General features: G+C 74.6%; 10 protein-coding genes. 3 read left to right on the plus strand and 7 right to left on the minus strand.

Annotation, left to right across the window (positions count from 1 at the left end; all coding sequences use genetic code 11):
- The first annotated feature begins 52 nt into the window (after positions 1-52).
- Together ABTZ91_RS17840 and lgt are read left to right on the plus strand one after the other, a co-directional pair.
- Positions 53-889: a thioredoxin domain-containing protein gene (locus tag ABTZ91_RS17840; RefSeq protein ID WP_352078098.1), complete on the plus strand. Its 837-nt coding sequence runs from the start codon at positions 53-55 to the stop codon at positions 887-889.
- Positions 890-1,042: 153 nt separating this feature from the next.
- Positions 1,043-2,071, plus strand: a complete 1,029-nt coding sequence (lgt, locus tag ABTZ91_RS17845; RefSeq protein WP_352078099.1) for a prolipoprotein diacylglyceryl transferase — start codon at positions 1,043-1,045, stop codon at positions 2,069-2,071.
- Positions 2,072-2,142: 71 nt separating this feature from the next.
- Here the strand turns inward: lgt and ABTZ91_RS17850 are convergent, their stop codons facing one another.
- From ABTZ91_RS17850 to ABTZ91_RS17880, 7 genes are read right to left on the minus strand one after another with little or no spacing between them, the layout of a single operon-like run.
- Positions 2,143-2,952, minus strand: a complete 810-nt coding sequence (locus tag ABTZ91_RS17850; protein ID WP_352078100.1) for an aldolase/citrate lyase family protein — start codon at positions 2,950-2,952, stop codon at positions 2,143-2,145.
- Entirely contained in the window at positions 2,949-4,154 is a 1,206-nt protein-coding gene (locus ABTZ91_RS17855; RefSeq protein ID WP_352078101.1) for a CoA transferase, read from the minus strand. The genes ABTZ91_RS17850 and ABTZ91_RS17855 overlap by 4 nt, the downstream gene beginning before the upstream one ends.
- Positions 4,151-5,062 (minus strand): ribokinase, encoded by a 912-nt coding sequence (gene rbsK / locus ABTZ91_RS17860; RefSeq protein WP_352078102.1) that lies wholly within the window; start codon positions 5,060-5,062, stop codon positions 4,151-4,153. Before rbsK ends, ABTZ91_RS17855 begins: the two co-directional genes overlap by 4 nt.
- Entirely contained in the window at positions 5,059-6,528 is a 1,470-nt protein-coding gene (locus ABTZ91_RS17865; protein ID WP_352078103.1) for an ADP-ribosylglycohydrolase family protein, read from the minus strand. Before ABTZ91_RS17865 ends, rbsK begins: the two co-directional genes overlap by 4 nt.
- Complete coding sequence (locus tag ABTZ91_RS17870) at positions 6,525-7,691, minus strand: ADP-ribosylglycohydrolase family protein (protein ID WP_352078104.1); 1,167 nt, start codon at positions 7,689-7,691, stop codon at positions 6,525-6,527. The genes ABTZ91_RS17865 and ABTZ91_RS17870 overlap by 4 nt, the downstream gene beginning before the upstream one ends.
- Positions 7,660-9,045: an ADP-ribosylglycohydrolase family protein gene (locus ABTZ91_RS17875; protein ID WP_352078105.1), complete on the minus strand. Its 1,386-nt coding sequence runs from the start codon at positions 9,043-9,045 to the stop codon at positions 7,660-7,662. The genes ABTZ91_RS17870 and ABTZ91_RS17875 overlap by 32 nt, the downstream gene beginning before the upstream one ends.
- On the minus strand, positions 9,042-10,043 hold the full coding sequence (locus ABTZ91_RS17880; RefSeq protein ID WP_352078106.1) for an ADP-ribosylglycohydrolase family protein: 1,002 nt from the start codon (positions 10,041-10,043) through the stop codon (positions 9,042-9,044). The genes ABTZ91_RS17875 and ABTZ91_RS17880 overlap by 4 nt, the downstream gene beginning before the upstream one ends.
- A gap of 252 nt (positions 10,044-10,295) precedes the next feature.
- Between ABTZ91_RS17880 and ABTZ91_RS17885 the strand changes: the two genes are divergently transcribed.
- Positions 10,296-11,024 (plus strand): VIT1/CCC1 transporter family protein, encoded by a 729-nt coding sequence (locus ABTZ91_RS17885; protein ID WP_352078108.1) that lies wholly within the window; start codon positions 10,296-10,298, stop codon positions 11,022-11,024.
- Positions 11,025-11,572: the final 548 nt, after the last annotated feature.

The following is an 11,572-nucleotide window of genomic DNA, read 5'->3' on the forward strand; positions in this document are numbered from 1 at the left end:
GATTCCGGACCGGGGAGGCGCGTACGTGCCTCCCCGGTTCGTTGCTGTGGGCGTGAGCGAGAAGAACCGAGACGGTAGTAGCCGGAGCGCGCGGGAGCGCCTCCAACAGCAGCGCGAGCGCGAGAAGGCCCGCGAGAAGCAGCGACGCGTCCTCATCGTGTCGGCGGCGGTCGTCGGCGTCCTCGGCCTGGCCGCGGTCGTCGGTGTGATCGCCGCCAACACCGGGGGCAAGGGCAGCTCCGACAAGGCGGGCCCGGTCGTCCCACCGGCCGGCGCGATCGGCGGCGACAAGCCCGCCATCCTGACCGGCAAGGCGGACGCCCCGTCCACCCTCGCCATCTGGGAGGACTTCCGCTGCCCGGCCTGCGCCTCCTTCGAGAACGCCTTCCGGGACACCATCCACGAGCTGGAGGCGGCCGGCGCGGTCAAGACCGAGTACCACCTCGCGACCCTCATCGACCGGAACATGGGCGGGAGCGGCTCCCTGCGCGCCGCCAACGCCGCCGCCTGCGCCCAGGACGCCGGGAAGTTCACCGCGTACCACGACGTGCTCTACATCAACCAGCCGCAGGAGACGGACGACGCCTTCGCCGAGAACGACAAGCTCATCGAGCTGGCCAAGAAGGTCCCCGGCCTCGACACGCCCGGCTTCCGCAGCTGTGTTGAGGACGGCACCCACGACAGCTGGGTGGACAAGTCGAACGAGGCCTTCCGCAAGAGCGACTTCCGCGGCACGCCGTCCGTGCTGCTCAACGGCGAATCGATCTTCCCGACGAAGGGCGACGAGCAGATCTCCCCGGAGAACCTGAAGAAGTGGGTCGCCGAGGCCAACAAGGGCAAGAAGCCGGGCACCGCCTCCCCGGCCGCCGGCGCCGGTCCGTCGCGGTAGCTCCGCCTCGGCGCCGGTGCTCCGCGGTGGCTCCGTCCCGGGTCCTGTCCTCCGCGGTGGCTCCGTCCCGGTGGCTTCCGTCCCGGGAGTTACGGAGAAGTTGCCGGGCTGGCTGCCGTACGGCCCGCCCGGCAGGGTAGCGTCGGTCCTGCCATGGACCTTGCCTACATTCCCAGCCCGTCGACCGGCGTGATCCACCTCGGACCGATCCCGCTGCGCGGCTATGCCTTCTGCATCATCCTCGGTGTCTTCGTCGCCGTCTGGCTCGGCAACAAGCGCTGGATCGCCCGGGGCGGCACCGCCGGCACCGTCGCCGACATCGCCGTCTGGGCGGTGCCGTTCGGCCTCGTCGGCGGCCGGCTCTACCACGTGATCACCGACTACCAGCTGTACTTCAGCGAGGGTGAGAACTGGGTCGACGCCTTCAAGATCTGGGAGGGCGGCCTCGGCATCTGGGGCGCCATCGCGCTCGGCGCCGTCGGCGCCTGGATCGGCTGCCGCCGCCGCGGCATCCCGCTCCCGGCGTACGCGGACGCCATCGCGCCCGGCATCGCCCTCGCCCAGGCCATCGGCCGCTGGGGCAACTGGTTCAACCAGGAGCTGTACGGCAAGCCGACCGACCTGCCGTGGGGCCTGGAGATCAGCGCCGGGGCCAACCGGGTGGCGGGCGTCTACCACCCGACCTTCCTCTACGAGTCGCTGTGGTGCATCGGCGTCGCGCTCCTCGTCATCTGGGCCGACCGCCGCTTCACGCTGGGCCACGGCCGGGCCTTCGCCCTCTACGTCGCCGCGTACTGCGCGGGCCGCGGCTGGATCGAGTACATGCGGGTCGACGAGGCCCACCACATCCTCGGCCTGCGGCTGAACGTGTGGACCGCGATCGTCGTCTTCCTGCTCGCCGTCACGTACATCGTGATCTCGGCGAAGACGCGTCCGGGCCGCGAGGAGATCGTGGAGCCGAAGAAGACGGCCGGCTCGGGCGAGAAGTCCCCCGAGGGCGGGACCGACGGCGAGCCGGGCGACACCGACGAGGCCGGTGCGGCCGGTGCGACCGCCGAGGACGCGACTCCGGCCGACGAGGTCCCGGTCACGCTCACCAAGGACGAGGGCACGGTCGAGGCCAAGGCCACGGTCGAGGAGAAGGACAAGGACGGTGCCGGCAACGGTGCCGGCGGGCGCTGATCCCGTACGACACGCACGGCGGAGGGCCGCCGGGACCACGGGTCCCGGCGGCCCTCCGCCGTTTCCTCCGCTCAGGCCCGGCGGGCGGCGAGGGCCAGGACGCGGCGGGCGCCGGTGACGACCGCCGGGTCGACGAAACGGCCGTCGGGAAGGGTGAGGGCGCCCTCCTGGGTCTCCGCCGCCTTGACGACCTCCTCGGCGGCGGCGATCTCGTCGGCGGTGGGGAGGTAGGCCCGCTCGATGACCGGGAGCTGGCGGGGATGGATGGCGGCCCGGCCCAGGAAGCCCATGGCACGGCCCCGGGCGCATCCCTCGGCGAGGGCGTCGAGGTCGCGGACGTCCGGGTGCACGGACTGGACCGGGGGCGGCAGGCCGGCGGCCCGGGCGGCGACCACGACCCGGCTGCGCGGCCAGTCGAGGCCGCGGTCCTCGCGGACGCCCAGGTCGGCGCCGAGGTCGGCCTCGCCGAGGGCGAGGCCGTGGACGGAGGGGTGGGCGGTGGCGATGGCGTAGGCGTGCTCCACGGCCAGGGCGTTCTCAAGGAGCGGATAGAGCGGCAGGCCCCGGGAGAGCTCGGCGATCCGGCCGATGTCAGTGGCGTGTGTCACCTTGGGAACACGGAGAGCGACGAGTCCGGGGAGGGATGCCAGGTAGGGGATGTCGCGGGGTGCGTGGATGCGGACGTGGACCGGTACGGGCTGGGGGTCGGCGAGCAGTTCGGCGGTGGCGGCCAGGGCGTAGGCCCTGCGGTCCGGGGCCACCGCGTCCTCCAGGTCGACGATGACGACGTCGGCCCCGGAGACGAGCGCCTTCCGCACGACCTCGGGGCGGTCGCCGGGGGCGTAGAGCCAGGTCAGGGGAGGGGCGGCGGCCGGGTTCATACGGCTCCTTCGGCGCGGAGGGTGTCGATCTCGGCGGCGCTCAGGCCGAGCTCGGTGAGGAGTTCGGTGGTGTCGGCGCCGTGCGGGCGGCCGGCCCAGCGGATGCCGCCGGGGGTGCCGGAGAGCCGGAAGAGCACGTTCTGCATCCGGATCGGGCCGAGCTCGGGGTCGGGGACCTCGGTGACGGTGCCGAGGGCCTGGAACTGGGGGTCGGCGAGGACGTCCCGGACGTCGTAGACGGGGGCGACGGCGGCCTCCGCCTTCTCGAAGGCGGCCATGACCTCGTCGCGGGTGCGGCGGGCGATCCAGGAGCCGACCGCCTCGTCGAGGACGTCCGCGTGCGCGGCCCGGCCGGTGCCGTCGGCGAACCAGGGTTCGTCGATCAGCTCCGGGCGGCCGACCAGCCGCAGCACGCGTTCGGCGATCGACTGGGCGGAGGTGGAGACGGCGACCCAGGAGCCGTCGGCGGTGCGGTAGGTGTTGCGGGGGGCGTTGTTGCGGGAGCGGTTGCCGGTGCGCGGCTGGACGTAGCCGAGCTGGTCGTACCAGAGGGGGTGGGGGCCGATGACGGAGAGCATCGGTTCGATGATGGCCATGTCGACGACCTGGCCCTGGCCGGTGGTGTGCCTCGCGGTGAGCGCGGTCATCACGGCGTACGCGGTGGCGAGGGCGGCGACGGAGTCGGCGAGGCCGAAGGGGGGCAGGGTCGGCGGGCCGTCCGGCTCGCCGGTGATCGCGGCGAAGCCGCTCATGGCCTCGGCGAGGGTGCCGAAGCCGGGGCGGTGGGAGTACGGGCCGAACTGGCCGAAGCCGGTGACCCGGGCCAGGACCAGGCGCGGGTTGACGGTGGAGAGCTCCTCCCAGCCGAGGCCCCAGCGTTCCAGGGTGCCGGGGCGGAAGTTCTCCACGATGACGTCGGCGTCGGCGGCGAGCCGCAGCAGGGTGTCGCGGCCGCCGGGGGTGGACAGGTCGAGGGTCATGGTCCGCTTGTTGCGGCCGAGGACCTTCCACCACAGGCCGACGCCGTCCTTGGCGGGGCCGTGGCCGCGCGAGGGGTCGGGCTTGTGGGGGTGCTCGATCTTGACGACGTCAGCGCCGAAGTCACCGAGCATCATCGCGGCGAGCGGGCCGGCGAAGAGGGTGGCGAGATCGAGGACGCGCAGTCCGTGCAGGGGCGCGGTGGCGGGCGCGGGGGTGCTCATACGCGGTGGCCCTCCAGGTCCGCGGCGGCGGCGTCGATCTCGGCGCGGTACGGCATGGAGGTGGACGCGCCCTCGCGCTGGACCGAGAGGGCGGCGGCGGCCGACGCCCAGGCGAGGGCCTCCGGGGCGGGCCGGCCCTCGGTGAGGGCCACGGCCAGCGCTCCCACGAAGGTGTCGCCCGCCGCGGTGGTGTCGACGGCCCGGACGGGGGGTGCGGGCACGGTCACCGGATCGGTGCCGCGGGCGGCGTAGAGGCAGCCGGCGGCCCCGAGGGTCACGACCACCTCGGGCACGTCGGCGAGCAGGGAGCGGGCGGCGGCGAGCGGGTCGGTGTGGCCGGTGAGGGCGGCGGCCTCGTGCTCGTTGGGCACCAACAGGTCGGTGACGGAGAGGAGTTCGGTCGGCAGGGCGCGGGCCGGGGCGGGAGTGAGGACGGTGCGGACGCCCCGTTCGCGGGCGGCGCGGGCGCCTTCGGCGACCACGGAGAGGGGGAGTTCGAGCTGGAGGAGCAGGGCGTCGGCGGTGGCGATCAGCGCCTCGTCGCCGTGGGTGAGGGAGGTGACGGTGCCGTTGGCGCCGGGGATGACGACGATCGCGTTGCCGCCCTCGTCGTCGACGACGATGTGGGCGGTTCCGGAGGGGCCTTCGACGGTGCGCAGCAGATCGGTGTCGACGCCGCTGTGTTCGAGTGCCGCGCGGAGCCGCAGGCCGAAGTCGTCGGCGCCGACCGCGCCGATCATCGAGACCTCCGCGCCCGCGCGGGCGGCGGCGACGGCCTGGTTGGCGCCCTTGCCGCCGGGCACGGTGCGGAACTCGCGGCCGGTGACGGTCTCTCCGCGGCTGGGGGCCTTGGCCACGTAGGCCACGAGATCCATGTTCGTGCTGCCGAGCACGACGATGCTGGTCATGGGCGTACTGCCTCCGAGTGCGTCAGTGCGGCCAGGGTGTCGAAGCCGATGCCGTCGAAGGACGGCACCGAGGTCGAGAGGCGGTTCTTGAGGGGGGAGGTCCAGCGCGCGGGCAGCCGGTCGGGCCGGCCGGCGAGCAGGCCCGCGACCGAACCGGCTGTGGCGCCGTTGGAGTCGGTGTCCCAGCCGCCGGAGACGGCCGCGCAGACGGAGCGGGTGAAGTCGCCGTCGGCGTGGGTGAGGGCGGCGGCGAGGAGGGCGGCGTTGGGCACGGCATGGACCCAGTGATACCCGCCGAACCGGGCGTGGAGCCGGTCCACCACGGTGTCGAAGTCCGAGCCGGTGCGGGCGGCCGTGATGCCTTCCCGTACGGCGCGGGCGAGCCGTGACTCCGGCGGGACGACGGACAGTCCGGCCGCCAGGGCCCGGTGGACGTCGGCGGTGCCGCCGGCGGCGGTGGCGAGGGTGGCGGCGGCGAACATGGCGCCGTACACGCCGTTGCCGGTGTGGGTGAGCACCGCGTCCCGGTGGGCCTGCCGGGCGGCGGCGGCCGGATTGCCGGGATGGGTCCAGCCGTGGACGTCGGCGCGGATCTGGGCGCCGATCCACTCGCGGAAGGGGTTGCGGCGGGTGGCGGTGTGGGGTGGTTCGACGCCGTCGAGGAGGTTGCGGTAGGCGATCCGTTCGGCGGTGAAGGTGCGGCCGGCGGGCAGTTCGTCGAGCCAGAGCCGGGCGAGGTCGGCGGTGGTGAAGTCGCGGCCGTGGCGCTGGAGGAGCAGGAGGCCGAGGAGGGGGTGGTTGAGGTCGTCGTCCTCGGGCATGCCGTCGATGTTCTCGGCGAGGGAGGTGGCGGCGGAACGGCGGTTCCAGGGGTGGGTGGCGAGGAGGTCGCCGGGCACGCCGCGGGCCGTGAACCAGTCGGCGAGGGGCCAGTTGCCGGTGGCGCGGGCGAGCGCGCGGATGGCGGGCAGGGGAAGTTTCTCCACGGGCTTGCCGAGGAGGCAGCCTGCGGCGCGGCCCAGCCAGGCGGCGTGCAGCCGGTCCCGCAGGGCCTCGTCGTCCGCCGTCGCTCTCGTCGGGGCGGGCGGTTCGTCCGGCCAGTCGGGGCAGGCCGCGATGATGGCGGCGAGGTCGGTGGGCTCCCGGGCGGCCAGGGGAGAGGGCAGTTCGGCGAGGGCGTCCAGGATCTCCTCGGCGAGCGGCCGCAGTTCGGGGCGCGCGACCGGGGAGGCTCCGGCGGCCGGGGGCGCGGGGTGGCCGCCGGCCGCGTACCAGCGGGCGGCGAGGGCCCGGGCGTCCCGGCCGTCCTCGTCGGCCTGCCGCAGTTCGTGCCCCACCAGGTCCTCGGGCTGGACCCAGGTGAGGCGGAGGGGCCGGGCGACGGCGGGGTCGGTTCGGCCGCCGGCATGGGGGGCGGCGTGCGGCGCGGGCGTCGGGGTGCTCGGTGCGGGGGCGGCGGGGGTCATCGGGAGGTGCCGCCGGTCAGGGCCGCGTAGGCGGACGCGTGGGCCTCGCGGCGGCGGACGTCGCGCAGGAAGACCTCGTGGGTCACCCGGGCGAGGGCGGCCGCCGGGGCGTGCAGGTCGAGGCGGCTGGCCTCGGCGACCTGTTTCGCCCACTCCGCGGGCACGGCGGACTCGCCGTGGAGGGCGCCGCTGATCGCGCCCGCCATGGTGGCGATGGAGTCGCAGTCGCGGCCGTAGTTGACCGCGCCCAGGACCGTACGGCGGTAGTCGCCCTCGCCGACCAGGAGCATGCCGAGGGCGATCGGCAGTTCCTCGATCGCGTGGAGGCGGGAGGGGCGGCGGGCGTCGAGGGAGGGCCTGCGGTAGTCGGGGCCGACCGAGTCGAAGGGGGCGACGGCCCGGCGCAGCGGGGCGAGCGCCGTCTCGAAGTCGCGGTGCGCGGCGGCCGTTTCGGCGACCGCCTCGATCGCCGCCCGGGTGCCGTCCTTCGCCAGCGACAGGGCCGCCTCGACGACCGATCCGGGCGTCGCGCCCGGCACGCAGGCCGCCGCCACCGCCGCCGCGAAGACGCCCGCGGCCTCGCGCCCGTAGGAGGACTGGTGGGCGCCCGCGATGTCGAGGGCCTCGGCGTAGGCGGCGGGCGGGTTGGCCGCGTTGACCAGGCCGACCGGGGCCATGTACATGGCCGCGCCGCAGTTCACGATGTTCCCGGTGCCGGCCTCGCGCGGGTCGGCGTGGCCGTAGTGGAGCCGGGTCACGATCCACTTCTCGGCGAGGAAGATCCGCTGGAGGGGAAGGGCCTCGGCCTCCAGTTCGGGGATCCAGACGGTGCGGTCCATGAGTTCGGGGACGAGGTGCTCGGCGACCGCGTAGGCGTCGAGGTGGTCGCGGACCTTCTCGTACACCCTGATGAGGGCGTGGGTCATCAGGGTGTCGTCGGTGACGTGCCCGTCGCCCTTGTGGTACGGGGCGATGGGGCGGGCGGTGCGCCAGTCCGTGCCGTTCCAGGGGCCGACGATGCCGGTGACGCGGCCGCCGTGGCGTTCGACGATCTGCTCCGGGGTGTAGCCCTCGACGGGGCCGCCGAGGGCGTCGCCCACGGCGGCCCCGAGGAGACTGCCGGTGATCCGGTCATCCAGAGAGGGGATGCTTTGGTGGGTCATGCCGGAATTGTCCACCCGGAGTGGTCGGTTCCGTGGCTGCGAGCAGACCGGCGAGTTCCACGAGGTCCGAGCCCGCGAGCCGGGGCAGCGCACAGCCCGCGAGCGTGCGGCACGCCTCCCGCCAGGTCGCCGGGATCGCGCTGCCGCCCGTCAGCGCGCCGGTGAGCGCGCCCGCGAGCGCGGGCGCCGAGTCGGCGACCCGGGACAGGCAGGCCGCGGCCGGTACCGCCGCGGCCACCTGCCCGCGCGCGGCGAGTGCCAGCGCGAGGGCGACCGGGACCGTCTCGGCGGCGGCGATGCCGTAGCTGTAGACGTGGTCCACGATCTGGTGCTCCAGGAGCGGTACGAGTTCGAAGGCCGAGCCGGCGGTGTGGGCCAGCTTCACCGCGTACCGGCCGTTGCGGCCGATCTCGGTGGCGGAGGGCAACTGGTCGAGCGCCGCCTCCACCGCCTCCTCCGGCGAGGCACCGCCGAGGGCGGCGGCGACCGCCGCCGCCATCGCACGGGCGCCGTGCACGCCGTCGCCGTCCTGCGTGTACCGGGCGTCGAAGTCGGCCAGTTCGGCGGCCGCGACGGGATCGCCCGGGTGGGCGAGGGCCAGTACGGCGGAGCGCACGCAGGCGGCGTCGTCGAAGTAGTGCGGGTTGTCGTGCCCGGTCGCCGGCGGGCGCAGCCCGGTGGCGAGGTTGCCGAGCCCGGCCCGCACCGAGATCCGCGCCCGCAGCGGCAGCACGGCCGACTCCACCTCGGGCGCGCGCTCGGCCGCGGCGGCGACCTGTCCGGCGAGCGAGTTCCACGCGAGGTCGACGGCCGCGCGCAGCCGGCGCTCCGGGGCGAGGCCACGGAACAGCGGACCCTGCGCGGCGAGCAGCGCCTCGGCGGTGAACACCGCCCACTCGGCGTCGTCGGAGGGCCCGAGCCGCAGCGGCTCGGGCGGCTGGTTGAGGGCGATGGGGACGGGCAGGGTCGTCGTCGCGTTCTGCTCGGCGAAGGTGTCCAGCTCCCGGGTGAGCCGCCGGGTCCACTCGGGCATCCGCGCGGCCCGGTGCCGTGCCGCGGGCCACCCGGCGGCATCCCCCGCCGCCAGCCCCAGGAGGACTCCTTCGATCCGGTCCCGCCTCCCGGCACGTGGGGCGGCGCCGGGCACGGGCCCCTCGTGAGCGCCCGCCCTGTGTCGGGCACCCGGGCCCGGGGCCGTGCCGTCGGAGGTCGTCGTCGCGGTCTTCGCCCACTCGTCCCGGCCCGCCGGGGGACGGCCCGAGGCAGCCGTGTCGGTGGCCGTCGAGGCGTGCCTCTCCCTGCCGGGGGCGGCGGGGCGCGGGGCGTCCTCCACCGTCGTCATGTCGGCGCTCATGCCGGGTCCTCCTCCGGGGTCAGCAGGTCCGCGATGTCCAGGACGTGGTAGCCGCGCATGGAGGGGAGGCAGCTGCCGGCGACCGGGGGGATGGCCGCGGACCATTCCTCCGGGATCGCGGCGGCGCCGCCCAGTGCGCCCGCCAGGGCGCCCGCCACGGCGGCGGTCGTGTCGGCGTCGCGCCCCATGTTGACGGCGGTGAGGACCGAGGTGCGGAAGTCGCCGCGGGCCGCGGCGAAGGCGCCGAAGGCGAGGGCGACCGCCTCGGGGGCCAGGTCGGTCCACGGGTAGCCGCCGATGACGACGGCCGAGCGGACCGTGCGCTCGCGGGTCAGCGGGTCGGGCTGGATCCGCTGGGCCGCCACCACCGCGCGCCGCATGGAGCGGGCCGTCCAGGAGTCCATCGGCACGACGGACAGGGCGGCCGCGATCACCGAGGTCACCGAGGCGCCGGTCATCGCCGCCGCCACGCCCGCCGCGACGGCCTGGCCGCCGTAGATGCCCTCGCCCTCGTGGCTGACCGTGCCGTCGATGGCGACCAGCCGGGCCGCCTCGGCGGGGCGGCCGGCGGCGAAGACGCCGAAGGGCGCGGCCCGCATCGCCAGGCCGTCGCTCCAGGCGTGCCGGTGCTGGGCGGAGATCGGCGCGGCCAGGCCACGGCGGAGGTTCTCCAGGGTGCCGCGCTCGGAGAAGCCGGCGCCCCGGAACGGGCCCTCGTCGAGGTCGGCGATCCAGTGGTGCCAGGCCCGTTCGACGTGGGCCACGGTGAGGGCGGAGCCGTGCCGGGCCAGGAGCAGGCCGGAGAAGATGGCGTACTCGGTGTCGTCCGTGCCCGCCGGACGGTCCGTCACGAAGCCCTCGATGCGGCCCCACCGGCGGCGGATCTCCGAGGGCCGCAGGTTCTCGGCGGGTGCGCCGAGCGCGTCGCCGACCGCGAGTCCGAGCAGGGCGCCCCGGGCGCGTTCGCGCACGCCCGTGACCGTCGTGCCACCCACCATCTCTCTCCCCTTTCGCGCTCCTCCCCATCTGTGCCACGCGGGGCGCCCGACCGCTCACCGAAACGTTTCTGTCACCCGCGTGACACCACGTCAGGGAGCAGCCGGCGAGCAGTTCGGTGAGGCGAACCATACGAAGGCGGGCCTTACTAAGTACGGCCTGCCTTGCTGGCGCGCCCCTTACATCGCGCGTATTTTCGAGTACGTCGGAAGGGGGCGGGCACGCCGAACCCGCAGGCGAGACAGGGGAGAAGCATGTCCATCATCGAAGCCGTCGCACCACTGCACGAGGCCCACCGCGACAACCACACCCACCGCGACGTCAACGGCGGCTGGCTGCGTCCCGCCGTCTTCGGCGCGATGGACGGACTCGTCTCCAACCTCGCGCTGATGACCGGCGTCGCCGGCGGTGCCGTCTCCTCGCAGACCATCGTGATCACCGGCCTCGCCGGCCTCGCGGCCGGTGCCTTCTCCATGGCGGCCGGCGAGTACACCTCCGTCGCCTCCCAGCGCGAACTCGTCCAGGCCGAACTCGACGTCGAGCGCCGCCAGTTGCGCAAGCATCCGATCGACGAGATGGAGGAGCTCGCCGCGCTCTACGTCTCCCGGGGCGTCGAGCCCGCGCTCGCCCGCGAGGTCGCCATGCAGCTGTCCCGCGACCCGGAGCAGGCCCTGGAGATCCACGCCCGCGAGGAGCTGGGCATCGACCCCGACGACCTGCCGTCGCCGATGGTCGCCGCCGTGTCGTCCTTCGGGTCGTTCGCGCTGGGTGCCCTGCTTCCCGTACTGCCGTATCTGCTCGGGGCGACCGCCCTGTGGCCGGCCGTGCTGCTCGCGCTGTTCGGGCTCTTCGCCTGCGGTGCGCTGGTGGCCCGGGTGACCGCCCGCAGCTGGTGGTTCAGCGGACTGCGCCAGCTCGTCCTCGGCGGTGCCGCGGCGGCCGTCACGTACGGGCTCGGCATGCTCTTCGGCGCGGCCCTCTAGCCCGGCCCCGTCAGGCGACGGCGCCCGGCGCCTGTGCCCTGCCTGGCCCTGTCGGGCGTCGGCGCCCGATGCGCGGCCCGCGCCCGGCCCCCCGCCCGTCCGGCGTCTGGCCCCGCCCGGCGCCCCGGCCCCGCCCCCGCGTCACCCGAAAGGCCCCCTGCACCCCAGGGGGCCTTTCCCTATGTCGCCGCGCCTCCGCCGTCGCTGTGACGTATCTCCCTGGGCGGATCCCGCCTTCCGGTGAGACACTATGCGCAGTGCCACATAACTAGCCGGTTACCCGGCGGTTTCGAATCCCTGACCACCGGGGATGAGGCATAAGCGCTCGCGGGCAATGAGGCTCGCTCCGCGCCGGGTCGCCGGAGAACCCGGAATCACCCCGGAATCCTCGATCCACCCCCTTACGGGAACGCCACCGTCCCCGTACCCCACAGCTGAAACAACACCACCACAACGTATCGGTGGTGTCCGCATGCTGGAATGAGCTATCCGCTTCCCGAGAAGCCAGCCATCATGTAACCTGCACGAAATTTCGCGGAGGGCCAACG

The organism is Streptomyces sp. NPDC126499, from assembly GCF_040302485.1.
Lineage (GTDB): Bacteria > Actinomycetota > Actinomycetes > Streptomycetales > Streptomycetaceae > Streptomyces.